The sequence below is a fragment of the Lentzea sp. NPDC055074 genome (genome assembly GCF_053608005.1).
In genome coordinates, this window is sequence record NZ_JBSGUQ010000025.1 from 55,649 (window position 1) to 80,303 (window position 24,655).

At 69.2% G+C, this 24,655-nt stretch carries 27 protein-coding genes; 16 read left to right on the forward strand and 11 right to left on the reverse strand.

The window, feature by feature from the left end; translation table 11 throughout:
• Window positions 1–77: 77 nt before the first annotated feature.
• Window positions 78–407: a TfoX/Sxy family protein gene (locus ACWF7A_RS38910; RefSeq protein ID WP_452255506.1), complete on the forward strand. Its 330-nt coding sequence runs from the start codon at window positions 78–80 to the stop codon at window positions 405–407.
• Window positions 404–919 (forward strand): hypothetical protein, encoded by a 516-nt coding sequence (locus tag ACWF7A_RS38915; RefSeq protein ID WP_452255507.1) that lies wholly within the window; start codon window positions 404–406, stop codon window positions 917–919. The genes ACWF7A_RS38910 and ACWF7A_RS38915 overlap by 4 nt, the downstream gene beginning before the upstream one ends.
• A 4-nt stretch (window positions 920–923) precedes the next feature.
• Here ACWF7A_RS38915 and ACWF7A_RS38920 read toward each other — a convergent pair whose 3' ends face one another.
• A complete protein-coding gene (locus tag ACWF7A_RS38920) occupies window positions 924–2,402 on the reverse strand; it encodes an Nramp family divalent metal transporter (RefSeq protein ID WP_452255508.1) in 1,479 nt (492 codons plus the stop codon).
• 167 nt (window positions 2,403–2,569) lie between these two features.
• Between ACWF7A_RS38920 and ACWF7A_RS38925 the strand changes: the two genes are divergently transcribed.
• The 3 genes from ACWF7A_RS38925 to ACWF7A_RS38935 are packed head-to-tail and all read left to right on the forward strand — an operon-like array spanning window position 2,570 to window position 5,786.
• Window positions 2,570–4,894 (forward strand): immune inhibitor A domain-containing protein, encoded by a 2,325-nt coding sequence (locus tag ACWF7A_RS38925; protein ID WP_452255509.1) that lies wholly within the window; start codon window positions 2,570–2,572, stop codon window positions 4,892–4,894.
• Window positions 4,895–4,921: 27 nt separating this feature from the next.
• On the forward strand, window positions 4,922–5,368 hold the full coding sequence (locus tag ACWF7A_RS38930; RefSeq protein WP_452255510.1) for a nucleoside deaminase: 447 nt from the start codon (window positions 4,922–4,924) through the stop codon (window positions 5,366–5,368).
• Between the two features lie 10 nt (window positions 5,369–5,378).
• A complete protein-coding gene (locus ACWF7A_RS38935) occupies window positions 5,379–5,786 on the forward strand; it encodes a hypothetical protein (RefSeq protein ID WP_452255511.1) in 408 nt (135 codons plus the stop codon).
• Here the strand turns inward: ACWF7A_RS38935 and ACWF7A_RS38940 are convergent.
• Genes ACWF7A_RS38940 through ACWF7A_RS38950 form a run of 3 tightly spaced genes read right to left on the reverse strand, consistent with a single transcriptional unit; the run spans window position 5,771 to window position 7,992 of the window.
• Complete coding sequence (locus ACWF7A_RS38940; protein WP_452255512.1) at window positions 5,771–6,136, reverse strand: STAS domain-containing protein; 366 nt, start codon at window positions 6,134–6,136, stop codon at window positions 5,771–5,773. The two genes, ACWF7A_RS38935 and ACWF7A_RS38940, sit on opposite strands and share 16 nt — an antisense overlap.
• A 21-nt stretch (window positions 6,137–6,157) precedes the next feature.
• A complete protein-coding gene (locus tag ACWF7A_RS38945) occupies window positions 6,158–6,925 on the reverse strand; it encodes an iron-containing redox enzyme family protein (RefSeq protein WP_452255513.1) in 768 nt (255 codons plus the stop codon).
• Complete coding sequence (locus ACWF7A_RS38950) at window positions 6,925–7,992, reverse strand: carboxylate-amine ligase (RefSeq protein WP_452255514.1); 1,068 nt, start codon at window positions 7,990–7,992, stop codon at window positions 6,925–6,927. Before ACWF7A_RS38950 ends, ACWF7A_RS38945 begins: the two co-directional genes overlap by 1 nt.
• A gap of 49 nt (window positions 7,993–8,041) precedes the next feature.
• Here ACWF7A_RS38950 and ACWF7A_RS38955 point away from each other — a divergent pair, with 49 nt between their 5' ends.
• Window positions 8,042–8,965 carry a DNA topoisomerase IB gene (locus ACWF7A_RS38955; protein ID WP_452255515.1) on the forward strand — a complete coding sequence of 308 codons (924 nt, stop codon included), beginning with the start codon at window positions 8,042–8,044 and terminating at the stop codon, window positions 8,963–8,965.
• On the opposite strand, the gene ACWF7A_RS38960 is transcribed toward ACWF7A_RS38955, so the two are convergent.
• From ACWF7A_RS38960 to ACWF7A_RS38970, 3 genes are read right to left on the reverse strand one after another with little or no spacing between them, the layout of a single operon-like run.
• Window positions 8,952–9,377 carry a DUF4383 domain-containing protein gene (locus ACWF7A_RS38960; protein ID WP_452255516.1) on the reverse strand — a complete coding sequence of 142 codons (426 nt, stop codon included), beginning with the start codon at window positions 9,375–9,377 and terminating at the stop codon, window positions 8,952–8,954. The two genes, ACWF7A_RS38955 and ACWF7A_RS38960, sit on opposite strands and share 14 nt — an antisense overlap.
• 42 nt (window positions 9,378–9,419) lie before the next feature.
• Complete coding sequence (locus tag ACWF7A_RS38965) at window positions 9,420–10,139, reverse strand: SigB/SigF/SigG family RNA polymerase sigma factor (protein ID WP_452255517.1); 720 nt, start codon at window positions 10,137–10,139, stop codon at window positions 9,420–9,422.
• A gap of 12 nt (window positions 10,140–10,151) precedes the next feature.
• The gene (locus tag ACWF7A_RS38970) at window positions 10,152–10,616 is read right to left on the reverse strand and encodes an SRPBCC family protein (RefSeq protein WP_090074048.1); all 465 of its coding nucleotides are present in this window, start codon (window positions 10,614–10,616) and stop codon (window positions 10,152–10,154) included.
• Between the two features lie 211 nt (window positions 10,617–10,827).
• On the opposite strand from ACWF7A_RS38970, the gene ACWF7A_RS38975 reads away from it, so the two are divergent.
• The 7 genes from ACWF7A_RS38975 (at window position 10,828) to ACWF7A_RS39005 (ending at window position 17,869) form a co-directional block, all read left to right on the forward strand.
• Window positions 10,828–11,604, forward strand: coding sequence for an ABC transporter ATP-binding protein (locus tag ACWF7A_RS38975; protein ID WP_452255563.1), 777 nt, complete (start codon window positions 10,828–10,830; stop codon window positions 11,602–11,604).
• Entirely contained in the window at window positions 11,601–12,380 is a 780-nt protein-coding gene (locus ACWF7A_RS38980) for an ABC transporter ATP-binding protein (protein WP_452255518.1), read from the forward strand. The genes ACWF7A_RS38975 and ACWF7A_RS38980 overlap by 4 nt, the downstream gene beginning before the upstream one ends.
• Window positions 12,377–14,200, forward strand: coding sequence for an AMP-dependent synthetase/ligase (locus ACWF7A_RS38985; protein ID WP_452255519.1), 1,824 nt, complete (start codon window positions 12,377–12,379; stop codon window positions 14,198–14,200). The genes ACWF7A_RS38980 and ACWF7A_RS38985 overlap by 4 nt, the downstream gene beginning before the upstream one ends.
• Window positions 14,193–15,080 (forward strand): branched-chain amino acid ABC transporter permease, encoded by an 888-nt coding sequence (locus ACWF7A_RS38990; RefSeq protein ID WP_452255520.1) that lies wholly within the window; start codon window positions 14,193–14,195, stop codon window positions 15,078–15,080. Before ACWF7A_RS38985 ends, ACWF7A_RS38990 begins: the two co-directional genes overlap by 8 nt.
• Window positions 15,077–16,177, forward strand: a complete 1,101-nt coding sequence (locus tag ACWF7A_RS38995; protein ID WP_452255521.1) for a branched-chain amino acid ABC transporter permease — start codon at window positions 15,077–15,079, stop codon at window positions 16,175–16,177. The genes ACWF7A_RS38990 and ACWF7A_RS38995 overlap by 4 nt, the downstream gene beginning before the upstream one ends.
• Window positions 16,178–16,191: 14 nt before the next feature.
• Window positions 16,192–17,478: an ABC transporter substrate-binding protein gene (locus ACWF7A_RS39000; RefSeq protein ID WP_452255522.1), complete on the forward strand. Its 1,287-nt coding sequence runs from the start codon at window positions 16,192–16,194 to the stop codon at window positions 17,476–17,478.
• Window positions 17,479–17,605: 127 nt separating this feature from the next.
• Window positions 17,606–17,869, forward strand: a complete 264-nt coding sequence (locus tag ACWF7A_RS39005; protein ID WP_452255523.1) for a hypothetical protein — start codon at window positions 17,606–17,608, stop codon at window positions 17,867–17,869.
• Here the strand turns inward: ACWF7A_RS39005 and ACWF7A_RS39010 are convergent.
• Window positions 17,858–18,751 (reverse strand): alpha/beta hydrolase, encoded by an 894-nt coding sequence (locus ACWF7A_RS39010; RefSeq protein ID WP_452255524.1) that lies wholly within the window; start codon window positions 18,749–18,751, stop codon window positions 17,858–17,860. The genes ACWF7A_RS39005 and ACWF7A_RS39010 overlap by 12 nt on opposite strands.
• The gene (locus ACWF7A_RS39015; protein ID WP_452255525.1) at window positions 18,751–19,056 is read right to left on the reverse strand and encodes a putative quinol monooxygenase; all 306 of its coding nucleotides are present in this window, start codon (window positions 19,054–19,056) and stop codon (window positions 18,751–18,753) included. The genes ACWF7A_RS39010 and ACWF7A_RS39015 overlap by 1 nt, the downstream gene beginning before the upstream one ends.
• Before the next feature lie 183 nt (window positions 19,057–19,239).
• Here ACWF7A_RS39015 and ACWF7A_RS39020 point away from each other — a divergent pair, with 183 nt between their 5' ends.
• From ACWF7A_RS39020 to ACWF7A_RS39030, 3 genes are read left to right on the forward strand one after another with little or no spacing between them, the layout of a single operon-like run.
• Window positions 19,240–19,866 carry a DUF4255 domain-containing protein gene (locus ACWF7A_RS39020; RefSeq protein ID WP_452255564.1) on the forward strand — a complete coding sequence of 209 codons (627 nt, stop codon included), beginning with the start codon at window positions 19,240–19,242 and terminating at the stop codon, window positions 19,864–19,866.
• Complete coding sequence (locus tag ACWF7A_RS39025) at window positions 19,863–21,845, forward strand: ATP-binding protein (RefSeq protein WP_452255526.1); 1,983 nt, start codon at window positions 19,863–19,865, stop codon at window positions 21,843–21,845. Before ACWF7A_RS39020 ends, ACWF7A_RS39025 begins: the two co-directional genes overlap by 4 nt.
• Complete coding sequence (locus ACWF7A_RS39030; RefSeq protein WP_452255527.1) at window positions 21,826–22,497, forward strand: eCIS core domain-containing protein; 672 nt, start codon at window positions 21,826–21,828, stop codon at window positions 22,495–22,497. Before ACWF7A_RS39025 ends, ACWF7A_RS39030 begins: the two co-directional genes overlap by 20 nt.
• Here the strand turns inward: ACWF7A_RS39030 and ACWF7A_RS39035 are convergent.
• A complete protein-coding gene (locus tag ACWF7A_RS39035) occupies window positions 22,490–23,437 on the reverse strand; it encodes a TolB family protein (RefSeq protein WP_452255528.1) in 948 nt (315 codons plus the stop codon). The two genes, ACWF7A_RS39030 and ACWF7A_RS39035, sit on opposite strands and share 8 nt — an antisense overlap.
• Window positions 23,434–24,636: an MFS transporter gene (locus tag ACWF7A_RS39040; RefSeq protein ID WP_452255565.1), complete on the reverse strand. Its 1,203-nt coding sequence runs from the start codon at window positions 24,634–24,636 to the stop codon at window positions 23,434–23,436. The genes ACWF7A_RS39035 and ACWF7A_RS39040 overlap by 4 nt, the downstream gene beginning before the upstream one ends.
• Window positions 24,637–24,655: the final 19 nt, after the last annotated feature.

Consider the following 24,655-nt stretch of genomic DNA (forward strand, 5'->3'; position numbering starts at 1 on the left):
CTCTTATGTCCTGTATGTCCATGAAGCCACAAGAAACTGAGAGGCGCCTGGCAACTCGCTGAGACAACATTCAGCACATGGCGTACGACGAGGGCCTGGCCCATCGCCTGGGCGAGTCGCTGGGCGACCTCCCGGACCTGGGCACGAAGAAGATGTTCGGCAGCCTGGTGTTCCTGTGGCGGGGAAACATGCTGGTAGGAGTGCTGGGATCGGACGTGATCGCGCGCGTCGGCCCGGAGGCGCAGGCCGACGCGCTGGCTCAGCCCGGTGCCCGCGTCTTCGACTTCACCGGGAAGCCGATGAAGGGCTGGGTGGTCGTCGACGGCGAGGCCGTGGCGGAGGACGAGGCGCTGGAGGACTGGATCGCGCGGTGCCGCGAGTTCGTGGAAGCGCTGCCGCCGAAGTGACGCTGGACGAGGTCCGCGCGGCACTGGAGGGGTGGCGCGGCATCACGGAGGTCGAGGCGCTCGGCGGCGTCGTGTTCGAGTGGGACGGTGACGCGGTGGCCGGCGTGGTGGACGGCGAACTGGTCGTCCGCGTCGAGGGCGGTGGCTGGGCGACCGCGACGGGCGACCTGCACGAGGCGCTCGGCCGCTCGTCCGACGTCGTGATCGACGAGTGCGTCGTGCGCTGGCACGGTGAGCTCCGCGCGGGCGGGGTCCCGGCGTACCAGGCCATGCTCGCCCTGGTCCGCCACGACCCCGAACGCGAGTCGTTGCAGCGCGTCCTGCTCACCGTCGTCGACGGCTCCGACCGGGACCTCGCCCACCTCGCGGTCACGTGCCTGGGCCACGTCGGCAGGATCGACCGCGAGGTGCTGCCCGAGGTGGTGCCGAGACTGCGGGCGCTGCTCGGCGACCCGCAGCTCGGCGGCAGGGCCGAGGACGCCCTCGGCGACATCGAGGACTTCGTGAAGTGACCGGTCAGAACCGCACCAGCGGGCCTCCCGTGAAGAACTCGTAGACGAAGTTCACGAAGAAGAACCCGAAGAACACCACGTTCAGCACCAGGATCACGTGGTGCCACCAGCGGGGCCTGGCCGGGCGCGGCAGCCGGGAGTTCAGGTACATCAACGCGAACGGGAACATCAGCGCGCCCAGGTTCGACATGTTCGCCGAGATCTGCACGAGCTCCACGGGCAGCGCGAGGTGCAGCGCGCCGGCGATGATCACCAGCACCAGGAGCATGAACGGGTAGTAGAACCGCCGCGGGTCGTCCTCGATCCGCTTGCGCAGCCGGGGCGAGACGGCGTGCATCGCGTCGGTGAAGTTGCGCACCAGCGCTTCGAAGATGCCGAGCTGCGTGGAGAACAGCACCAGCACGCCGACCACGAGCATCAGGTAGAACATGCCCTGGCCGTAGAGCAGGCCGAGCTGTTCGGCGGAGAACGTCGGCACGTTCGCCGCCGTCGGCTGCTCGCCCGACACCGCGACGATGTGCGCCATCAGCACGGTGGGCAACAGCATGCCGAGCATCGCGCCGACGAAGAACACCGCCCACTGGTCGATCAGCAGCAGCCGGTACCAGCGGCGCCAGAGCGACGCGTTCGCCGGAGTGTCCACAAAGGTCACACCGACCGGGCGCAGCTCCTGCTTGCCGCCGCGCATGCCCGCGATGAACCCGACGTGGTGGCCCATGCCGTAGCCCTTGTCGCGGTAGTGGCTCATCGCGTACCAGTTCAGCCCGGACGCCAGCGCCGTGAAGCCCGCGAGGCCGCCCAGTTGCGTCGCCGTGATGCCCTGCGGGGGAGCGGCCGGGGTCAGGAGGCCGCGGATTCCCTCCCACCACACGGAGAACGGCACGATCGAGATCGTCACGGCCAGCAGGACCAGCAGCAACGTGCCGACGAGCACCCAGTTCGTCAGCTCCAGGGCCCGGGACACCTTGCGGGCGCCCGCGGTGATCAGGAAGACCACGACGAGCAGCCCGATCGCGAGCAGCCGCACGTACTCGATCTCGTCGGGACGGTAGCCCCGGCCCGCGATCAGGGCGAAGAGCCCCTGTCCGGCGCCCGCCGCCCAGCCGCCGAAGATGAACGCGAAGTAGAAGACGCCCAGGGACACGGGAACCCAGAACTTCCAGCCGGGCGGCACACGGCCCCAGCCGACGACCGGGGTCTCACCCGTCGCCACGACGTAGCGGGCGATCTCCACGTTGTAGAACGTCTGCAGCAACGCCGACACGGTGATCACCCAGCCGATGCCGACGAAGCCGAACTTGCCGACCGCCTGCGGGCCGAGCAGCCACTCGCCGCTGCCGATCGAGATGCCGAGCGCGATGAGGCTCGGGCCGATGACGAACTGGACCACCTGGACAGGTCCGAGCTTGCGGACCTTGAACACCTTTTCTGGTTCCGGCAGGTCCGCCACGTCCAGCGGCGGCCTGCTCACTCCGATTTGCATCGACGACACTGTCGACCTCCCGACACGTCGGGGAACGGAATCCACCACTTTCCCGACGTTCCGGGCACCCGGTCAACACCTCTTGCGGACAACCGACTTTCGGACGTGTCGAGTCGCCGGACCCGGACGTAGCGTCCCCCCGGTATTTCCGAGGAGGGGAACGTCAAGTGCGAAGAGTTCTGGCGGGAGCGGCGGCGCTCGCGCTCATCACGGCGGGCATGGTCACACCGGCCACCGCGACGCCGCCCGCGCAGCCCGAGAAGCAGGAGACGCGGCAGTCCGACGAGCAGCCGCACGAGCTGGAGGTGAAGCGCCGCGCGTTGAAGCAGCAGGCGCTCGCCGACGTGCTGACCGGTCAGGCCACGACCGAGAAGCGGGGGAGCAGCACCGTCGCGAAGGTCGGCAAGAAGAAGGACAAGGACCAGTACGTCGAGCTCGAGCGGGAGAAGACCGACAAGATCTTCGTGATCCTCACGGAGTTCGGCGACGAGCGGCACCCCGACTTCCCCGACCAGGACACCAGTCCCGCCACGCCGGGGCCGCAGCGCTTCGACGGGCCGGCGCACAACCAGATCCCCGAGCCGAACCGGGCCGTGGACAACACGACCATCTGGCGCAAGGACTTCAGCCAGAAGTACTTCCAGGACCTGTACTTCAGCCGCAAGAAGGACGCCAACTCCGTCGCGAACTTCTACGACAAGCAGTCCAGCGGCCGGTACACGGTCAACGGCCTCGTCACGGACTGGGTGAAGGTCAAGTACAACGAGGCGCGCTACGGCCGCAGCAACGGCTACCCGTGCAACGACAACATCTGCAACAACTCGCGTGAGCTCATCAAGGACGCCGTCACGCAGTGGGTCGCGGACCAGAAGGCCGCCGGCAAGACCACCGAGCAGATCAAGGCGACGCTGGCCGAGTACGACCAGTGGGACCGCTACGACTACGACTCCGACGGCGAGTTCAACGAGGCCGACGGCTACATCGACCACTTCCAGATCGTGCACGCCGGCGGCGACCAGGCTGACGGCGACCCGTTGCAGGGCGAGGACGCGCTCTGGAGCCACCGCGGTTACGCGTACAAGAACTACACGACCGGTCCCGGCACCAACAAGCTCGGCGGTGCGCAGATCGGGGACACCGGCCTGTGGGTCGGCGACTACACCGTGCAGCCCGAGAACGGCGGCGTGAGCGTCTTCGCGCACGAGTACGGCCACGACCTCGGCCTGCCGGACCACTACGACACCAACGGTGGCACGAACGGCGTCAACTGGTGGTCGATCATGGCGCAGAACCGGGTGAACGCGCCCGGCGAGGCTCCCGGTGAGCGCGCCAACGAGTTCTCCGCGTGGGACAAGCTGCAGCTCGGCTGGCTCGACTACGAGGTCGCGGTCGCCGGTCAGGAACGCGTCTTCGACCTCGGCCCGCACGAGTACAACAGCGCCAAGGCGCAGGGACTCGTCGTCGTGCTGCCGGACATCTCGAAGGACTTCGACTACGGCGCCCCGTTCGCGGGCTCCAGGATGTGGTGGAGCGAGAAGGGCAACGACCTCGACCACTCCATGACCGCGCCGCTCGACCTGCGCGGCAAGACCAGCGCGTCACTGACGCTGAAGGCGCGCTTCGACATCGAGGCCGACTACGACTACCTCTACGTCGAAGCGTCCAATGAGGACGGCAGCTGGACCCAGCTCGACGGCACCGCAGGCGGTCAGCCGTTCGCCCGCGACTCCGGCGACTCGCCCGCGATCAGCAGCTCGTCGAACAACCAGTGGGTCGACGTGAACGTGTCGCTCGACGCGTACGCCGGCAAGAACACCAAGCTGCGCTTCGCCTACCGCACCGACGGCGCGCTGGCGCCGCAGGGATTCTTCGCCGACCAGATCACCGTGACCGCCGACGGCGCCCCGGTGCTGACGGACGGTGGCGAGACCGCCGGGGTGTGGACCACGCGTGGCTTCCGCACGACCGAGGGCAAGGAGACGAAGGCGTTCGACCAGTTCTACATCGCGTCGAACCGCACGTACGAGTCCTACGGCAAGCACAACCAGACCGGCCCGTACCGCTACAGCTTCCCGGACAAGCCCGACTTCGTGGAGCACTTCCCGTACCAGGACGGCCTGCTCGTCTCGCTGTGGAACACGAGCTTCCTCGACAACAACGTGAGCGAGCACCCCGGTGAGGGCCTGATCCTGCCGATCGACGCCAACCCGTCGCCGCTCTACAACCTGGAGGGTCAGCGCTGGTCGCCGACCGTCAGCGGCTACGACGCGCCGTTCGGCCTGCAGAAGTCGGACTCCTTCACGTTGCACGTCAACGGCAAGGCGTCCTACGTCCGCGGCGCGGCGGCCCAGCCGACGTTTGACGACACGAAGCAGTTCTGGTTCGCCGAGCAGCCCAACGCGGGTGTGAAGCTGCCCGCAGCCGGTGTCGGTCTGCGCGTTCTTCGTCAGTCCGGCACGTCGATGACGGTGAAGTTGTTCAAGACGAAGTAGAACGCCTTTGCGGGTAGCTTCAACCACATGACAGCTGCTTCCGACATGCTGGCCGTCGCCGTCGAAGAGGCGCGGACGGGGCTCGCCGAGGGCGGGATCCCCATCGGCGCGGCACTCTTCGACGGCGACGGCCGTCTGCTGGGCCGGGGCCACAACCGCCGCGTGCAGGACGACGACGCCTCGATGCACGCGGAGACCTCGGCCTTCCGCAACGCCGGTCGCCAGCGGAGCTACCGCGGCACCACGATGGTCACGACCCTGTCGCCGTGCTGGTACTGCAGCGGCCTGGTCCGCCAGTTCGGCATCTCGCACGTCCTGATCGGCGAGGCCACCACGTTCCACGGCGGCCACGACTGGCTCGCGGAGCACGGCGTCGGCATCACCGTCGTCGAGGACCCGGAGCTGATCGAGCTGATGACGACGTTCATCGCCGAGCGCCCCGAGCTCTGGTACGAGGACATCGGCCAGGAATAGCGTGGGTCGCATGGCTTCTGTGCTGATCACCGGCGCGGACGACGGCGTCGCACGGGACACCGCGCGCCTGCTCGTCCACGCCGGGCACACCGTGTCCGTCCACGACGACCCCGGACCACCGGCCGAACTGGACGTGCTGGTCGTCGGCACGGGCGCCGAGCCGTTCGAGAACGCGGTCTCGGGCCTCGCCCGCGTGCTGCAGACCTGCCTGCCGGCGCTGGAACGGTCCGCGGCACCGGCGGTGGTCGTCGTCGCCCGGGACGCCGAGGCCGAGGCCGCGGCGAACCTGGTGACCGTGCAGTACGCGAGGACTTTCCCGGGGCTGCGGATCAACGCGGCCGTCCCGGACGCGGAGATCATCGCGAGGACGGCCCTGCTGGGGCCGGAAGGGCCGACCGGCGGCTACTTCGCCGAGTAGCGCTGCGCCGCCTCGTCCACCGACGCCACGATCGTGAACACGGCGTCCAGCCCGGTCGCCTCGATCGGCCGCAACGCGGCCCGGCTCGACGCGACCACGACGAACTCGACGCCTGCCTTGGACGCGCGCTGCTGCCCCAGGACCAGGGCCTCGAGCCCGGCCGACCCGAGGAACCGCACCCCGGCGAGGTCCACCACGACGGCCCGCTGCCCCTCGACGGCGTGGATCTCCAACGGACCGTTCAGCGAACCGCTGGACGTGGTGTCGAGTTCACCGGACACGTGCAGCACGACGACGTCGGGTGCGATCCGATCGACGACCACGGTGGCCAGAGCGGTGGGGTCGGGCACGCTGTCTCCCTTCAAAGAGCGTCAGCACCCCACGTTAACGCGGGCCTGCGAGGCCAGCCTACGGCCCCTCAGCGAAGTGCGACCTGCCTGTACTGATGTGCGGACGTGCTGGGTGAGGCGGGCGTGAAGTTCGTGGCACGCCGTGAAGCCGAGCCGGACGTCCTCCGGCGGGCACTGGACGGGGAGCAGCTGGGCGAACGGGTCGCCGCCGATGGTGTCGACGGCGGTCAGGAAGCCGACCAGCGCGCCGACGAGACGCCGGTGCAGACCGAACAACGACAGCGCGTTCACCAGCGCGAGGGTCGGCGCGGGCATTTCGTCGGCGCCGATGAACGGGTCCAGGTCGCGAAGCGTCACGGTGAACAGCACCGAGTGGGTGCGTTCGGAGCGCGTGCCGTAGGCGTCGCCGTGGATGTCGCGCAGCACCGAGCGCATCTCGCGGCGCGGCTGCCAGAACGCGTGGTGCTTGCGCAGCTCCGAAAGGCCTTCCTCCGACAGCACGGCAGGGGAGGTGACCTCGGTCAGCGACCGCAGCGCCTCCTCCCAGCGGGCTTCCAGCGCCGCGTGGAACTGGGCCAGCGCCGGGTGGTCCTCCCAGCCGGTGGCGGCGTCGTCGAAGCCGCGCATCCGCAGCTGGTAGCAGATCCACAACGACAGCTGCAGGTCCTCGTCCTGCCAGGCCTCCCTGGTGCCGCCGCTGACGAGCAGCGCGGGCCGCGGCGGGGGCGGCAGGCGCAACGCTGCGACCAGGGCTGAGCTCATGTGGCCGCGGGGAGCGGGGAGGCGCATCAGGTTTCCTCACGCGTTCGGGCGATCAGCATGTCCACAAGGGACTCGGGGTCCGGGCAGCGTCGTTGCCGAGCGGCACCGCAGCCGTTGTGGCGCAACCAGTCCAACTGGTGCTCCACAGTAGACAGCGTGTCACGATCGCGCAGTGCGACCTCGACGTGCTCTACGAGCGACACTGCCCGGTCGAACGCGGGGGAGAGTTTTCCGGTGTGTGGATCGGCGGCCAGTCCGTCGACCCCGTCGCGCGACGCCCGCCAATATGCCGCTCGCAGCACGGAATCGTCCACCCGCTGTTCGGAGGGTTCCGTCACGACGAGGGCGCGGATCAGCTCGGCCAGGACCGAGACTTCCGTTGCCAGCTGGGGAATGTCCGCGACGCGCACCTCAACGGTCGGATGATCGGCCGACGGGCGGACGTCCCAGTACACCATCGCCCTGTCGAGCAGGGCCTGCGTCGAGATGATCGCCTCGACGGTCGCGTCGTACTGCTCGGGGCTCTCCCACGAGGGCGGCGGTCCGCTCACCGGCCAGCGCGACCACACCATCGACCGCCAGCTCGCGTACCCGGTGTCCTCGCCGTCGGAGAACGGGGAGTTCGCGCTCAGCGCGAGCAGCGTCGGCAGCCACGCGCGCAGCTTGTTGGACGCCGCCAGCGCCTCGGCCTTCGACTCGACTCCGACGTGGACGTGCAGTCCGCACGCGCCCTGCCCGGTCACGAGCCGGCGGTGGGAGTACTCGATCTGGTGATACCGGGGGTCGTCCGAGCCGGGAGGAGGACCGGCCTCGCCGATCGGGGGCATGCCCGTCGCCACGAGCCGGCACCCGGCCTCGTCGGCGGCGTCCACCAGCACCCGCCGCCCGCGCCGCACCTGCTCGTCGAGCTCCTGGAACGACGAGGTGACTCCGGTGGCGACCTCGATCTGGAACGGGGTCAGCTCACCCTGGACGTCGAGGTCCGCGGGCACGCGGGAGATCTCCCGGACACGAGGGGCCAGAGCGACCGGCCGCCGGGAGGAGGGATCGACGAGGAGGAACTCCTGTTCCACACCGACCGTGTAGTGATTCATCGGCGAGCGGGTACCCGCGTTCCGTGCTGATCAACCACGGAGTGGCCACATGAGACTGCGCCGCAGCGACCCGGCTCGCCCGGGCTGGACCCGCCGCCGTCACGGCAAGGGTTTCCGCTACCTCGACGCCCAGGGCCACGCCTTGGGCGCCGACGACGTCGCGAGGGTGAAAGCCCTGGTCATCCCGCCCGCGTGGCAGGAGGTCTGGATCTCGCCGCACCCGACCGGCCACATCCAGGCCATCGGCTACGACGACGCCGGCCGCCGCCAGTACCTCTACCACGAGCAGTGGCGCACCGACCGCGACGCGGAGAAGTTCGACCGCGTCCTGAAGCTCGCGCCGAAGCTGCGCGGGTTCCGCACGCAGATCGAGAACGACATGCGCTCGCGCGGCCGCAGGCGGTTGCAGGCCATCGCGCTGCGGATGCTCGACCTCGGCATCTTCCGCGTCGGCCACGAGCAGTACGTCGAGGACAACGGCACCCACGGCGTCGCGACCCTGCTGTGCGAACACCTCAGCGTGCGCGGCGACCGGGTCCGGTTCCGCTTCCCGGCCAAGTCCGGCGTCGAGGTCGACGAGGAGATCACCGACCCCCGCCTCGCCCGCGCGGTCCGGTCGCTGCTCAAGGACCAGACGCCGGACTGCCGGGTGTTCGACCTGACCGCCGACGACGTCAACGAGCGGTTCCGCGAACTGGTCGGCGACGAGTTCAGCGTGAAGGACCTCCGCACCTGGCACGCCACCGTGTACGCGGCGCAGGCGTTCGCCGAGGCCCTCGCCGAACGCGGCAAGCCGTCGCAACGGGCGGTCAGCGCCGTCATGAAGCACGTCGCGGAGAACCTCGGCAACACCCCGTCGGTGGCGAGGAAGTCCTACGTGGATCCGCGCCTGGTGGACGCGTTCGAGAACGGCGAGGTCATCGGCGGAGGTGATCCGGAACGGGCCGTGCGCAAGCTGCTCAGGCAGGCTTGACGGTGGCCGCCCGGTCGCACTGGCGGCACCAGGCAGCGCCCTGGGCCGCCGCCAGGCACGCGAAACCGGCGAGGAAGTGCAGCGCGTTCGAGCCGGGGTTGACGTTCAGGAAGTTCACGACCTGCTCGTCGTAGCGCGCCAGCCCCAGCCCGAACATCACCAGGAACAGCACCGCGAGCAGCAGCCCGGTCCCGCTCAGCGCCTTCAGCCGCGGGACCGAGAGCAGCAGCGCGCCACCGAACACGAGGTGGATAACGTTCTGCAGCGGGTTCACGCGCAGCCCGAGGAGCCAGGTCTCGGACTCGGCCGCGAAACCCGCGAAGCCGGTCACGAAGAACCCGGCCACGCCCCAGAGGACGAGCAGGGCGCCAGTGCCGAGCGCCAGCTTCTGGGGCCACCGCAACCGGTTCATGAGGCCAGTATCGCCAGGACCGGACGTTCCCGCTCGTTCATTTCACTCCTCTGCCAGCAAATCGTGCCGAAGCTGCTCCAGTGACTTCGTGAGCAGCCGCGACACGTGCATCTGCGAGATGCCCACACGGCGGGCGATCTCCGTCTGGGTCAGCCGGCCGAAGAAGCGCAGGACCACGATCGTCCGTTCACGGCGGGGAAGGCCCCGCAGCATCGGCTGCAGGGCCTCGTGGATCTCGACGCCTTCCAGCGCCGGGTCGTCGACGGTCGAGCTCTCCAGCGCGTCGAGGGGAGCGAACGCGATGTTCTTCTCGATGCGCAGGCCCTCGTAGACGTCGGTGAGCGACACCCCCAGGTGCCGGGCGATCTCGGACGGAGTCGGAGATCGCCCGGTCCTGTGCGACAGCTCGGCGGTCGCGCCGTCGATCGAGTCGCACAGCTCCTTCAACCTGCGGGGCACGCGCACCGCCCAGCACTGGTCGCGGAAGTGACGCCGCACCTCGCCGGTGATCGTCGGCACGGCGTAGGACAGGAAGTCCGTCTGCCGGCCGACGTCGAACCGGTCGATCGCGTTGATCAAACCCACCGCGGCCACCTGCGCGAGGTCCTCCATCGGCTCGCCGCGTTCGCTGAAGCGGCGGGCGATGTGCCGGGCGAGCGGGAGGTACTCGCGCACCAGCCGATCCCGCATCACGTAATAACGTGGCGAGTCACGGCTGATGCGGGCGAGCTCCTCGAACGCCGCGTGCTGATCTGGCGTCAACGCGCACCGCGATCAGACCTGGGGCGGTGGCGTCACGTCGCCACGCCACGCGCCGGTCTCGGTGCCGCGGTTCTCGATGAACTCCTTGAACCGCTTGAGGTCACCCTCGATCCGGTGGCCCACCACGCCGAGCGCGGTACCCGCCTTCTCGGTGATGGTCTCCGGCTCGTAGTCCATCTGGAGGTGGACCCGCGTCGTGTCGTTGTCGATCCGGTGGAAGGTGACCACGCCGGCCTGCTGGGGCCCGTCGACCGTCGTCCATGCGACTCGTTCGTCCGCGTGCTGCTCGGTGATCTCCGCGTCGAACTCGCGGACGACCCCGCCGATCTTCGTGGTCCAGTGCGTCATCGTCGGCGTGACCTGGTCGATCTTCTCGACGCCGTCCATGAACGCCGGGAAGGATTCGAACTGGGTCCACTGGTTGTACGCCGTGCTCACAGGCACGTGGACATCCACCGACTTCTCAATGGTGGTCACGAAACCTCCTCCTTCGATTGGTGTCGGTAGGTGAGTACCCGCGTCACGCGGCGTTACACATCCGACATACGTCCACTATGGACAGTCACGTTGAGTGATTGATCGAGCGCTGTCCGCACATCACGAAATCGCCCACAGTGGTCAAACCGCTCTGTGATCCAAGTCTCACGGGCGGCATACTGCGCGGTATGTCAGGGGCCCCTAGGAGGCGCTGGTGCTCGAAGCGAACAACCTCGAGGTTGTCTACGACGACGTGATGCTGGTGCTCCGCGGTGTGAGCCTGCGGGTGCCCCAAGGCAAGGTCGTCGCGTTGCTCGGTGCGAACGGAGCGGGGAAGACGACCCTGATGAGAGCCTTCAGCGGTCTGCTCGACGTGCACGACGGCAAGGTCACCAAAGGCTCGATCACGCTCGACGGTGAACCGATCCACCGCCTCTCACCGGCGAAGATCGCGGACCGCGGCATCAAACAGGCTCTGGAGGGCCGCCGGATCCTCGGTGAGCTGACCGTCGAGGAGAACCTCAAGGTCGGCGGCCACGCGAGACCCAAGCGGCTCAAGCAGAACCTGGACCGCTGCTACGAGCTCTTCCCCCGGCTGCTGGAGCGGCGAAGACAGAGCGCGGGCTACCTGTCCGGCGGCGAGCAGCAGATGCTCTCGATCGGCCGGGCGCTCATGTCGGAACCGTCCTACCTCCTGCTGGACGAACCCAGCCTCGGCCTCGCGCCGCTGCTCGTGCAGCAGATCCGCGACCTCGTCGTGAAGATCAACGAACAGGGCACCACGGTCCTGCTGGTCGAGCAGAACGCCAGCATGGCGCTCTCCATCGCCGACCACGGCTACGTGCTGGAGACCGGCAAGGTCGTGATGGACAAGCCGGCGGCGGCACTGCTCGCCGACGACGACATCCGCGAGTTCTACCTCGGTCTCGGCACCTCCTCGTTCCGTGCGGTCAAGCACTACAAGCGCAGGAAGAGGTGGTTGTCGTGAGTGTTCTCGAGGTCACCGACATCCGGCTCGCGTTCGACGGCGTGGTGGCCGTCGACGGGGTGTCGTTCAGCGTCGAGGACGGTGAGCTCTTCGCCGTCATCGGCCCGAACGGCGCCGGCAAGACGTCCATCTTCAACGTCCTGAGCGGCGTCTACCGGCCGCAGCAGGGCTCCGTGCGGTTCCACGGCGACGACCTGCTCGGCCTGCGGCCGCACCGCATCGCCGCGCTGGGCATGGCCCGCACGTTCCAGAACATCGAGCTGTTCTCGCACCTCACGGTCGTCGACAACCTGATGCTCGGGCGCCACAACCACATGCGGTACGGCGCGCTGTCGGCGTTCTTCTGGCTCGGCAAGGCCCGCAACGAGGAGCTGAAGAACCGTGCCGCGGTCGAGGACGTCATCGACTTCCTGGAACTGGAGCAGTGGCGCCGGTTCCCCGTCGGCCTGCTGCCCTACGGCGTGCAGAAGCGCGTCGAACTGGGGCGGGCGCTCGCGATGGAGCCCAAGCTCCTGCTGCTCGACGAGCCGGTCGCCGGCATGAACGTCGAGGAGACCGAGGACATGGCGCGGTTCATCCTCGACGTCCGGGAGGAGCTGAACATCCCGATGATCATGGTGGAGCACGACATGGGTCTCGTGATGGACCTGGCCGACCGCGTGATGGTCATGGACTTCGGCCGCCCGATCCGCACCGGCACGCCCGCGGAGGTGCAGCAGGATCCCGACGTGATCCGCGCGTACCTCGGTGAGCAGCACAAGAGCGTGACGCCATGACCACCACGACGGTCGTCACGCGCGTGAAGAACCGCGCCGAGAACACCCCCGCCCAGGTCGCGTTGCGCGCCAAGGACTTCGGCATCTGGCAGGAGGTCAGCTGGGCCGACTACTGGGCGAACGTCGAGCTGGTCGGCCACGCGTTGCTCGCGCTCGGCCTGCAGCCGGGCGACCGGGTGGCGATCCACTCCGAGAACCGGCGCGAGTGGCTCTACGCCGACCTCGGCGTCGTCGCCGCCCAGGGCATCACGGTCGGCCTCTACCCGACGAACCCCGCGGCCGAGGTCGCGTACCTGCTGTCCCACTCCGGCACGCGGATCCTCGTCGCCGAGGACCAGGAACAGGTCGACAAGGCGTTGCTGGTGCTGGAGGACACCCCCGACCTGGAATGGATCGTCTACCTCGAGCCGCGCGGCATCAAGGGCCGCTACGACAACCCGAAACTGCTGGCCTGGGACGACTTCCTGGCCCTGGGCGCACAACACCGCGACTCGTTCCCGGACGAGCTCGAACAACGCATGGCGGCCACCCGGCCCGACGACGTCATGACGCTGATCTACACGTCCGGCACGACCGGGCCGCCCAAGGGCGCGATGCTGACCGTGGCGAACGTCGAGTTCGCCGTCCACGTGCTGGTGGAGGGCGGCGGTTTCACTTCGCCACCGCCGTCCTCCGCCGACGTCACGCTGTCCTACCTGCCGTTGTGCCACGTCGCCGAACGGATCTTCACGACGTGGTTCAGCGCGGCCAGCGGCGTGCAGGTGCACTTCGCCGAGTCGATCGAGACGGTGCAGGCGAACCTGCGCGAGGTGCAGCCGACGATCCTCTTCGGCGTGCCCCGCATCTGGGAGAAGGTGCTGGCGGGCGTCAAGATCGGCGTCTCCAGCGCGTCCTGGCTCAAGCGCACCACCACGAGGTTCTGGCTCAAGCGTGCGGAGTCGCTCGGTGAGACGTTGGTGCGCAACGGAGGCAAGCACACCGGCAAGAGCAGGCTGGTCTACGCGCTGGGGTGGCTGTTCTGCTTCCGCGCGCTGAAGGCCCGCATCGGCATGCGGCACGTGCGGTACGCGGCGTCCGGTGCCGCGCCGATCGCGCCGGACGTGCTGAAGTTCTTCATGGGCATCGGGGTGCCGATGCACGAGGTCTACGGCATGACCGAGAACACCGCCGTGGCAACGGGAAACCGGCCGGGACGGGTCAAGGTCGGCACGGTCGGCGAGCCGCAGCCGGGCACGGAGCTGCGGATCGACGAGGAGACCGGCGAGGTCCTCACGAAGCACGGCGGCACGTTCGCGGGCTACTGGCAGGACCCCGAGTCCACCGAGCGGGTTCTGGTCGACGGCTGGCTGCACACCGGTGACGTCGGCGAGTGGGTCGACGGCACGCACGTGAAGATCACCGACCGGATGAAGGACATCATCATCACCGCGGGCGGCAAGAACATCGCGCCGTCCGAGCTGGAGAACGCCCTGAAGACCTCCCCGTACATCAAGGAGGCCGTGGTGATCGGCGACCAGCGGGCGTACCTGGTGGCGCTGATCGGCATCGAGTACGAGACGGTCGGCCACTGGGCGCAGCAGCGCAAGATCACCTACACCACCTACCGGGACCTGTCGGAGAAGGCCGAGGTCCTGGAGCTGGTGCAGAAGATCGTCACCGAGGCGAACGGGAAGTTCGCCCAGGTCGAGCAGATCAAGAAGTTCCGGATGTTCCCCAAGGAGCTCGACCACGAGGACGGCGAGCTGACCGCGACCCAGAAGGTGAAGAGATCCGCGCTGGGCAAGATGTTCGACGACCTCGTGGAGAGCATGTATGGATGAGTTTCTCCAGTCGTTGATCCGGGGTCTCGGCACCGGGTCGATCTACTCGCTGCTCGCGCTCGGCTTCGTGATCATCTACAAGTCGACGCAGGTGATCAGCTTCGCGCAGCCCGCGTTCATGCTGGCGGGCGCGGTGCTGGTCTCGTACCTCTCGCCCGCGGTGTCGTTCGTCGGCGCGGTGGTCGTGGCCGCCGTGGTGATCGCGGTGCTCGCGCTGGGCGTCGAACGCACGGTGCTGCGGCCGATGGTCGGCAAGCCGGTGTTCGTGGTCGCGATCATCACCATCGGCGTGGACGTCGTGGTCAGGGTGGTGACGAACGCGTTCATCGGCCTCGACGTCCGGCAGGTCGGCGACCCGTGGGGGCTGAACACCGTCAGCTTCCTGGGCGCGGAGGTGCAGCAGCGGTACCTCGTGATGATCGCGACGACCGCCGTCGTGACGGCCGCGCTGTTCCTCTTCTTCCGCTACTCGCGGATCGGGCTCGCGATGCGGGCGGTCGCCTACGACCAGGAGGTCGCGCTGGCACAGGGCGTGTCGGTCGGGTCGGTGTTCGCGCTGTCGTGGGCACTGGCGGGCGGGCTCGCCGCACTGGCCGGCGTGTTCGTCGCGACGGGCGCCGGTGTCGACCAGCAGCTGTGGATCGTGGCGCTGAAAGCGTTGCCCGCGATCATCATCGGCGGCCTGGAGTCGTTGGGCGGCGCCGTGGTCGGCGGGCTCACGGTCGGCGTCGTCGAGTCGCTGTTCGGCACCTACCAGAACGACTTCGCGCCGTGGCTCGGGCCGAACTTCGGGCTGGTCGCGCCGTACGCGTTGATGCTGCTCGTTCTGCTCGTCAGACCGTACGGACTGTTCGGCAAGCGGGAGGTGGAACGTCTGTGAAGGGTCGTCCTGAGCTCTACACCTCCTACGGGCAGGACATGGGGTTCCTGAACACGCGTCCGAAACGCGCGTGGTCCGGCGGTCTCGTCGTGCTCGCCCTGCTGATGCCGTTCATGATCACCGACGACCTGCTGCAGCTGCTCGCGACCGGGTTCGTGGCGGCGATCGGCGCGATCGGGCTGAACATCGTCACGGGGTACGCGGGCCAGGTGTCTCTGGGCCACGCGTTCTTCCTCGCGATCGGTGCGTACACGGCCGCGGCGCTGTCCGGTCCCGAGACCGGGCGGGTGATCGGGTTCGGCATCACGTCCCTGCCGATCTGGCTGCTGGCCGCAGGGCTGGTGGCCGCGCTCTTCGGCGTCCTGGTGGCGCCGGTGGCGGTGCGGTTGCGGGGCCTCTACCTCGCGATCGTGACGCTGGGGCTGGTCTTCCTGGGAGAGCACGTGTTCCGGGAGTGGACGTCGCTCACCGGCGGGCCCGGTGTCGGCCGGCCCGCGGCTGTGCCCGAGCTGTTCGGGGTGCGCCTCGACCAGGACAACGCGGTGTTCACGGCGGCACAACAGCTCTACCTGCTGATGTTCGTGCTGCTCGTGATCTTCGGTGTGCTGGCGCGGAACCTGGTGCGCTCGCGCGTCGGCCGGGCGTTCGCGGCGGTACGGGACCGGGACCTGGCCGCGTCGGTGATCGGCGTGGACCTGACGAAGTACAAGGTGCTCGCGTTCGCGGTGTCCTCGTTCTACGCGGGTGTCGCGGGCGCGTTGTTGTTCGTGGTGAACGGGTTCTTCGATCCCGGCTCGTTCAGCCTGCTGTTGTCAGTGCAGTACATCGCGATGGTGCTCATCGGCGGCGCGGGCACCATCTCCGGAGCGATCATGGGCGCGCTCTTCATCACCTTGCTGCCACGCATCACCAGGGAACTGCCCGCGGTGCTGCCGTTCATCAGTGGTGACGCGACCGGCGTGATCACGGTCTTCCAGCTGGAAGCCGTGCTCTACGGCGTGCTCATCATCGTGTTCCTCATCGTCGAGCCACGCGGTTTGTTCGGCATCTGGATCCGCGTCCGCAACTACTGGCGCACCTGGCCGTTCTCGTACTGAGGAGAGAGATCACCATGTCTGGAAAGAGATTGGCGATCGTGTTCGTGGCGGCACTGGCGCTCGCCGCGTGTCGCGGAGGCGGTGACGCCGCACCGCAGGAGGGTGCGGGCGGCATCAAGGTCGACGTCGGCGTGACGAAGGAGGCGTGCCCCAACGCCGTCGACAAGGCCAAGGGCTGCATCTACCTGGGCACCATCTCGGACCTCACCGAGGGCCCGTTCAAGACGCTGGCCGTGCCGATCACGGACTCGCAGAAGGCGTTCTGGAAGCGCGTCAACGACAAGGGCGGCATCGGCGGCTACGAGGTCGACGTCACCAAGTACGTCAAGGACAACAAGTACAACCCGCAGATCCACAACCAGGTCTACCAGGAGATCAAGGGCAGCGTCCTCGCCCTGACCCAGACCCTGGGCTCGCCGACGACCGCGGCGATCCTGCCGGACATGAAGAACACGAAGATGGTGGCCGTGCCGGCGTCGTGGACCTCCCTGTGGGGCGTCGAGGACGGCGTGCTGGAGTCCGGCGCGAACTACTGCGTCGAGTCGATGAACACCGTCGACTACGCCGTCGAGAAGATGGGCGTGAAGTCCGTGATGGCCGTGCACAACGCCGGTGACTACGGCGACGACGCGGCGGCCGGGGCGAAGATCGCGGCCGAGAAGCGCGGGCTGACGTTCGAGAACGTGACCACGACGGCGGGTCAGGACAACCAGGGCGGAGCGATCGACGCCGTGGTGTCGAAGAAGCCGGACCTGGTCGTGCTGACGACCGGCCCGACCGACGCGGCCGTGATCATCGGACAGGCCGCGGCCCGTGGCTTCAAGGGCAAGTTCATCGGCACCTCGCCGACGTGGAACCCGGGCCTGCTGAAGTCGCCCGCCGCGCCCGCGATCAAGGCGCTGTACATGCAGTCGGCGCCGTGGAAGTCGTGGAGCACCGAGTCCGTCGGCCACACCGCGATGCGTGCCGCGCTGCCCGGTGTGACGCCGAACGACGGCTACACCGCCGGTTGGGTGTGGGCGTACCCGTTGAAGGCGGCGCTGGAGAAGGCGGCCTCCAACAAGGACCTGACGCGCGAAGGTGTGCTCGCCGCTGTGCGTCAGCTCACGTCCGTCGACTACGAGGGCATGCTTCCTTCGGGTGCCGGTAATTTCTCCGCTTCGCCCCAGGAAGGGCTTTTCCGCCAGTCCACCCTCTACAAGCCCGACGACGCCTCTCCGACCGGAGTGACGCTGGTGGAGGACTTCTTCACCGGTTCGACGGCGAAGGACTTCAAGTTCGAGAAGCCCTGCTACCAATGAACCGAACGGGTGACGCTCGACGCTGAAACCGGACATCTCTGACTAGTCTCCTTGGTGAGTCTGGTGTAGGAGGTCGTTCACGGTGATGTCGTGCGTCGAGGTTCGCCGATCCACTGGAGGCCTTCGGTTGTTCGTTCGCCCCCCGGCCGCGTCGTGCTGGAGCGCGCGGCTGGGGTACGAACGGGTGTCGGAGTTGCTGGCGGCGATTCGTCAGGCGGAGGCGTGCACCGTGCCGGACGTGGAACTGCGGTACGTGCCCGACCAGCGCACCGGTGAGGCCGTGCTGGCGTGCGAGACGGGATCCGTTCTCCTGGCCGCCGACGAGGTGTCGGCGTTGCACGACACGTTGCGCGCGCACATGCCGGACCGCATGAGGCCCCTACCGGCCTAGTCTCCGCGCGAGCCACTCCGTGCGGGTGCGCCGCGCCCGCACGGAGAGCGCCGCGTCCGGGAAGATCGCGTCGAAGCCGTGGAACCCGCCTGCCCACGTGTGCAGTTCGGCGTCCCCGCCCGCCGCCCAGACGCGCGAGGCATAGGCGGCGTCCTCGTCCCGGAACACCTCCGCCGTCCCGGTGTCGACGTAGGTCGCGGGCAGCCCGGACAGGTCCTCGGCCAGAGCCGGCGACACGTAAGGCGAAACCTCCGTCGCGTCACCGAGCACCGAACGCCAGCCGAACTCGTTCATCTCGCGCGTCCACACGCCGGGCACGCCGGAGTGCTGCCTGCTGGACGTGGAGTCGTTGCGGTGGTCGAGCATCGGGCAGATCAGCACCTGGGCGGCGATCGCCGGGCCCCCGCGGTCGCGGGCCAGCAACGCGACCCCGGCGGCCAGTCCTCCGCCGGCGCTGATGCCCGCCACGACCACGCTGTCGGTGTCGATGTTCGCGACCGTCCACAACAGACCGTCGTAGCAGTCCTCGACGAGCGTCGTCCCGGTCGCCTCGGGTGCGCGGCGGTGCTCCACGGTGACCACGACGACGCCGAGCTCCGCCAGCCACTGCAGCGGGATGTCGATCTGCGAGAAGCGGTCGCCCATCACCATGCCGCCGCCGTGGATCCAGTAGACGCACGGCGCCGGCCCGTCGAGTCCCCTGGGGCGGAACACGGTCAGGGTGATCTCGCCGACGGTCACGTCGTGGCGTTCGGCGTCGGTCTCGAACGGCGGCGACGGCATCTGGCGGATCTGCTGGAGCATCTCGGGTGTGAGCTCGGTCGACAACGGCATGTCGGCCAGCAGTGCGCTCAGTTCGGGGTCGAGGGCCGGGCGTGCCATCAGAACGCCGCCTTGCCGCCGACGGGCAGCAGGCCGACGTACGTCGACTCGCCGGCGAGCAGCGTCTGCAGCTTCGCGACGAGCGCCTGCGCCGCCTCGGTGGCGAAGAACGCGCTGTGCGCCTCGGCCGTCGTCCAGCCCTCGGTCACGTAGAGGACGTCCGGATCGGTCGTGGAACGGCCGACCAGGAAGACCACGCAGTCGTCGTTCGAGAGCGACGGCGCGTCGAGCAGGAACTCGACGACCTCGTCGCCCTTGCCCGGCCGGGCGGTCAGGGTGGCGTGGAAACCGTGCTGGACGCTCATCTGTTTCTCCTTCGTCGTTCTGGCGATGAAGTCATCAGATCAGCCTGAACAGGGGTGAAGGGAGATCGATGCTGTCCCGCTCTTGCCTGATCCTCCCGCTGCCCGTTGGGGCAGGCGATCGTGTCCGATGGGACGCCGTTGCGCTGGTCGTGCTTCCCGCGCGGGCTCGCCATCGTGGGCGGTGTGATCCACGAGGTTGACGAGGCTTTGCGCCGCCTGGTGCGGGACGAGGCGCTGCGCGGTTCCGACCTGGACGTCGCGTTCGACGCGCCGACCAAGGACTGGGCGGCGCGGCGCAACGCGCCCACCGTCAACATCTACCTCTACGACATCCGCGAGGACCTGCGCCGCCGCCAGCGCGGCCTGCTCAACGAGTACGACGCGCAGGGCCAGGTCGCGGCACGCCATCTGCCGCCGCGGCACATGAAGCTCTCGTACCTCGTCACGGCGTGGACGCAGCGGCCCGAGGACGAGCACCGGCTGTTGTCGGACCTGCTCATGGGGTTCATCGGGTACGACGCCGTGCCGCCGCGGCTGCTCAGCGGGACGCTGGAGGAGCTCGCGCTGCCCGTGCCGATGACGGTCGCCCTGCCGCCGCCCGAGGATCGCGCGTTCGCGGACGTGTGGAGCGCGCTCGGGGGCGAGCTGAAGCCGTCGCTCGACGTCGTGGTGTCGGCCCCGGTGTCGTCCGGGCGCAGGTTCGCCGCCGGGCCTCCCGCGCGGGAGGGCGTGGAGCTGCACACCGGGTCGGACCGGGTGCGGCACGACGTCTCCACGGACGGGGTGGCGATGCGCAAGGTGGCGCCATGATCTTCGAGCGAGTGGCGGGGCTGGAGCGGCGGATCCGGGTGGCGGTGGCCACGCGCCGCGCCGCCGACCCGAACCCGGACGACCCGTTCCGCGGGCTCTACCTGTCCGACGAGGTCATCGACGCGTTGCTGGACAGCGGCCGCGAACCCTTCGCGCCGTTCTCCGGTACGCGGGCGGACGGCAGGCTCGGCCGGCTCGCCGCGAAGGCACGACTGTCCGAAGTGGACGTCGAGCTGCTGCTGGTGGCGCTGGCGCCCGACGTCGACAGCCGCTTCGAGCAGTTCTACGGCTACCTCAACGACGACGTGACGCGGCGCCGGGCGACGGTGGGGCTGGCGCTGCGGTTGTGCGGGCTCGCGGAGGCCTCGCCGCAGGGCCGGTCGAGGCTCGACCACGGCAGTCCGCTGGTGCGCTGCGGCCTCGTCACCGTGGAGGATCCCGAGCGGCCGTTGCTCAGCCGGTCGTTGCGGGTGCCGGACCGGGTCGGCGCGCACCTGCTCGGGGACGACCGCCCGGACCCGTTGCTCGCCGACTTCGTGACGCTGCCGGGGGATCCGGTGCGGATGCCCGGCGACGACCGGCTGGCACGCGGTGTCGAACGCGGTGTGCGGCTCGTCTACCTGCGTGAACATCCCGGTGGCGGGGCGGCGGAACTGGCCGTGGCGGCGTTGGCGCAGGCGGGTTTCCCGGCGTTGCTGGTGGACGCGGCACGGCTGACGGACGCGCTCGCGGTGACGCGGGAGGCGTTGCTCCGGGGCGCGGGCATCGTCGTCGGACCGGTGGACTCCGGCTTCGCGCTGGATCCGTTGCTGCACGAAGAGATTCCCGTTGTCGTGTACGGGTCCGGTGCCTGGGAGCCGCGCTGGACCCGTACGCCACCGTTGCAGCACGACGCGGTGCAGGTGCCGTTCGACGTGCGGGTCGCGTTGTGGCGCAGCGAACTCGACGGCAAGCTCGCGTCCGGCATCGACCCGGCGGAGGTCACCGCGCACTTCGTGCTGGGGCCGACGCAGATCAGCAGGGCGGCGAGCGCGGCCTCCGTCTCGGCGCTGGCCGACGACGGGCTGGTCGACGTGACGCACCTGCGGGCCGGTGCGCGCAGCCAGAACGCGGGTGGCCTGCAGCGCCTCGCCCGCCGGATCGAACCGGCGGTGGCGTGGCCCGACCTGGTGCTGCCCGCGCCGATCACCGCTCTGCTGCACGAGCTGGCGGCCAGGGCACGGCACCGCGACCGCGTGATCGACGAGTGGCGGATGCGGCCCGGCGGCGGGCGTGGCCGGGGCGTGACGGCGTTGTTCGCGGGCGACTCCGGGACGGGCAAGACGATGTCGGCCGAGGTGATCGCGGCCTCGCTCGGCCTCGACCTCTACACCGTCAACCTGGCGACGGTCGTCGACAAGTACGTCGGCGAGACCGAAAAGAACCTGGAGCGGATCTTCGTGGAGGCGGCCGGCGTCAACGGCGTGCTGCTGTTCGACGAGGCCGACGCGATCTTCGGCAAGCGCTCGGAGGTCCGCGACGCGCACGACCGGTACGCGAACATCGAGAGCGCGTACCTGTTGCAGCGCATGGAGTCGTTCGACGGGATCGCGGTGCTGGCCACGAACCTGCGGGCGAACCTCGACGACGCGTTCACCCGCCGGCTCGACGTGATCGTCGACTTCCCGTTGCCGGACGCCGATCTGCGGCGCGGTCTGTGGGACCGCTGCCTGGGCTGTTCGGTGCCGCGCTCGTCCGACGTGGACCTGGAGTTCCTCGCGGAGGCGTTCGAGCTGGCGGGCGGGCACATCCGGTCGGCGGCGGTGACCGCGGCCTACCTCGCCGCCGCGGCGGGCCACGTCGTCGGCATGGCCGAGCTGATCGGCGCGGTGGCGCGCGAGTACCGCAAGCTCGGCCGCCTGGTGGGCGAACGCGAGTTCGGCCGCTACCTCGAACTCGCCGTGGAAAGAGAGGGCTGTGATGCGCGGGCACGAACATGAGCACGAGACGTCCTTGCGCCCCAAGGGCGACCGGGCGCCGCAGGAGGAGACCGACCTGATGGGCCGTGCGGCCGTCGCCGGGCGCCCGGACGTGCTCGGGCCCTCGGGCATGCTCGGTCTGCAACGGGCCGTGGGCAACGCCGGGGTCAGCGATGTCGTGTCGTCCGGCGGGTCGCCGCTCGACGCCGGGGTGCGCGAGGACATGGAGGGCCGGTTCGGGCAGGACTTCTCCGACGTCCGGGTGCACACCGGGTCCGAGGCGCACGACTCCGCGAAGTCGGTGAACGCGCACGCTTACACGGTCGGGTCGAACATCGTGTTCCAGCGCGACAAGTACGACCCGTCGTCGGACTCGGGCAAGCACATGCTGGCGCACGAGCTGACGCACGTGGTGCAGCAGCGGTCCGGGCCGGTCGACGGCACGGACAACGGCGCCGGGGTGAAGGTCAGCAGCCCGTCGGACCGGTTCGAGCGCGAGGCCGTGGCGAACGCCGACCGCGTGATGTCGGCGCCTCCCCAGGTGCAGCGCTGCGAGGACCACGGTTCCCCCGCCGAGGCCGCCGTCCAGCGCGAGGAGGCCCCGGAGGAGGAGACCGCGCAGACCTTCGTCCAGCGCGCCGAGGAGGAGGAAGAGGCCGAGTCCGCTAGCTGATCGGAGCCGGTGAGCTGGCCTCCGGCACCAGGACCGCCGGGGTGCCGGTGCCGTCCGCCGGGACCGCCCACACGTCGTTCAGGCCGTCGTCGCGCTGGATGCCGTACGCGACCGTCCTGTCGTCGACCCAGGCCGGCTGGTCGTCGACGCTGCGGGTCTCGGCGAGCTCGGTGATCTCACGGGACTTCAGGTCGAGCACGGACACGCGCCAGCCCTTCTGCGGGTCGCCGCCGACCGCCTTCTTGTAGGCGATGCGGGTGCCGTCCGGGGACAGCGACGGGCATTCGACGTTGTCGAGGTCGGTAAGCGGCCGGACCGTGCGCCGGGCGAAGTCGCCCTCGAGCAGGTAGCGGTGGCCGCCGGTGGACATGGTGGCGTAGAAGCGGTTGTCGTCGGCGGTGAACGTGACGCCCCAGTAGTTCGTGTCGACGGGCCGTTGCGGCATGCCCTCGACCGCGAACTCCTCCAGCGACATGACTCGGGCGCCGGTCTTCGTGTCGAGGATGCCGGTGCTGGTGGAGAACCCGTTGGCGGCGTAGGAGTGCCCGTCGACGAACAGCGTCCACGCCACCATCCGGCCGCTGGCCGAGACCCGCGTGCGGTTCGGGAAACCGGTCAGCGGGACGGTCTCGAGCTCCTTCAGGTCGCTGTTCAGCACGGCCAGTTCGCTGGCTTTCAGCGCGCCGACCGGACGCAGGCAGGAGATCGTGCCCGCGGCCTCGTACACGCGGTCGCAGCTCTGTGCGGTGACCTCTCGTGCACCGTCGGCGCGCGACACCGTGGAGAGCTTGCCGTTGCTCAGGACCATCAGCCGCGGCCCGCCGGTGGCCGGCACGGACTTCGCGGCGTCCGGAGAGGCGCCGGACAGCGCGGTGTAGCCGACGGCGACCCCTCCGAGCAGGACGGCGGCGGTCAGGGTGATCAGCAGGCGTTGGTTCATTTCCGGCGTCCCAGCAGTGCGGCGGTGGTGACCAGGGCCAGGACGACCGCGACGGCGGCGACCCTGGTGGCGGCCTCGGGGCTCCAGAACTGCCAGGCGAGGCCGAACAGCACGGAGGAACCGAGGTAGGCGAGCGCCTGTCCACTTTGGATCAGCGCGATGCCGGTGGTGCGCAGGCGTTCGGGCAGGACCGGGCCCGCGAGCGCCATCAGCACGCCGTCCGTGCAGGCGTAGAAGACGCCGTACAGCAGCACGACCAGCACGAGCAGCGGCCAGCCGCCGATCGGGCCGTGCAGCAGCAGGTAGACGACGGTGAGGGCGCCGTAGCCGGCCAGCATGACCTTCAGCCGGCCGATCCTGTCCGCGAGCGCGCCCAGTGGTGCGGCGAGCAGCAGGTAGACGAGGCTCGTGCCCACGGCGAGCAGCGGGAACCAGCCGAACGCCAGCCCCTCGCGCTTCTGCAGCAACAGGTACACGAACCCGTCGCCGATGGTCACCAGGCCGAGCAGTGCCGCGGCCAGCACGATCCTGCGGACCGCCGGGTCCTTGAGGAGCGCGAGTTTCAGAGGTTCCCTGCGCTCCACGGGTTCCGGGCGGTCCTTGACGTAGAGCACGAGCACCAGCACGCCGAACGCGGCGACGCAGAAGCTGGTGACGAACACGGCGTCGAACGACTGGGCGGAGGCGGCGAGCACGGCCATCGCGACGAGCGGCCCGGCGAACGCGCCGATGCCGTCCATCGCCCGGTGCACACCGAACGCCCGGCCGAGGTCACCGCTGGGGGTGGAGAGGGTGATCAGCGCGTCGCGGGGTGCTGTCCTGAGACCCTTGCCCGCGCGGTCCGCCGTGATCACGACGCCGAGCGCGGTCAGCGAGTTGCCCGCCGCCAGGAGCCCCAGCTTGGCCACGGCGGAGAGGCCGTATCCGAAGCCCGCGACGGCTTTGCGCCTGGTGGTGCGGTCGGCGAGGTAGCCGCCCGCGAGTCTGAGCAGGGTGGTGGCGCCGGTGTAGACGCCGTCGATCAGCCCGTACGCGGCCGGGCTGAGCTGGAGGCCGATGACCAGGTACAGCGGCAGGACCGCGGCCACCATCTCCGACGAGACGTCGGTGATGAGGCTGACCGTGCCGAGCGCGAAGACGTTGCCGCTCAGCCCCTTCCAGTTCGCCGTCCTGGGTTTGTCGATCGTGGACAGGTACATCATCGACCTCCAGCGGTCC

What these genes read in the sequence shown, in the direction of transcription:
- ACWF7A_RS38910 (WP_452255506.1), top strand. Translation starts at nt 78, where the DNA reads ATGGCGTACGACGAGGGCCTGGCCCATCGCCTGGGCGAGTCGCTGGGC.
- ACWF7A_RS38920 (WP_452255508.1), bottom strand. Translation starts at nt 2,402, where the DNA reads ATGCAAATCGGAGTGAGCAGGCCGCCGCTGGACGTGGCGGACCTGCCG.
- ACWF7A_RS38930 (WP_452255510.1), top strand. Translation starts at nt 4,922, where the DNA reads ATGACAGCTGCTTCCGACATGCTGGCCGTCGCCGTCGAAGAGGCGCGG.
- ACWF7A_RS38935 (WP_452255511.1), top strand. Translation starts at nt 5,379, where the DNA reads ATGGCTTCTGTGCTGATCACCGGCGCGGACGACGGCGTCGCACGGGAC.
- ACWF7A_RS38945 (WP_452255513.1), bottom strand. Translation starts at nt 6,925, where the DNA reads ATGCGCCTCCCCGCTCCCCGCGGCCACATGAGCTCAGCCCTGGTCGCA.
- ACWF7A_RS38950 (WP_452255514.1), bottom strand. Translation starts at nt 7,992, where the DNA reads ATGAATCACTACACGGTCGGTGTGGAACAGGAGTTCCTCCTCGTCGAT.
- ACWF7A_RS38955 (WP_452255515.1), top strand. Translation starts at nt 8,042, where the DNA reads ATGAGACTGCGCCGCAGCGACCCGGCTCGCCCGGGCTGGACCCGCCGC.
- ACWF7A_RS38960 (WP_452255516.1), bottom strand. Translation starts at nt 9,377, where the DNA reads ATGAACCGGTTGCGGTGGCCCCAGAAGCTGGCGCTCGGCACTGGCGCC.
- ACWF7A_RS38985 (WP_452255519.1), top strand. Translation starts at nt 12,377, where the DNA reads ATGACCACCACGACGGTCGTCACGCGCGTGAAGAACCGCGCCGAGAAC.
- ACWF7A_RS38990 (WP_452255520.1), top strand. Translation starts at nt 14,193, where the DNA reads ATGGATGAGTTTCTCCAGTCGTTGATCCGGGGTCTCGGCACCGGGTCG.
- ACWF7A_RS39000 (WP_452255522.1), top strand. Translation starts at nt 16,192, where the DNA reads ATGTCTGGAAAGAGATTGGCGATCGTGTTCGTGGCGGCACTGGCGCTC.
- ACWF7A_RS39010 (WP_452255524.1), bottom strand. Translation starts at nt 18,751, where the DNA reads ATGGCACGCCCGGCCCTCGACCCCGAACTGAGCGCACTGCTGGCCGAC.
- ACWF7A_RS39015 (WP_452255525.1), bottom strand. Translation starts at nt 19,056, where the DNA reads ATGAGCGTCCAGCACGGTTTCCACGCCACCCTGACCGCCCGGCCGGGC.
- ACWF7A_RS39025 (WP_452255526.1), top strand. Translation starts at nt 19,863, where the DNA reads ATGATCTTCGAGCGAGTGGCGGGGCTGGAGCGGCGGATCCGGGTGGCG.
- ACWF7A_RS39030 (WP_452255527.1), top strand. Translation starts at nt 21,826, where the DNA reads ATGCGCGGGCACGAACATGAGCACGAGACGTCCTTGCGCCCCAAGGGC.
- ACWF7A_RS39035 (WP_452255528.1), bottom strand. Translation starts at nt 23,437, where the DNA reads ATGAACCAACGCCTGCTGATCACCCTGACCGCCGCCGTCCTGCTCGGA.
- ACWF7A_RS39040 (WP_452255565.1), bottom strand. Translation starts at nt 24,636, where the DNA reads ATGTACCTGTCCACGATCGACAAACCCAGGACGGCGAACTGGAAGGGG.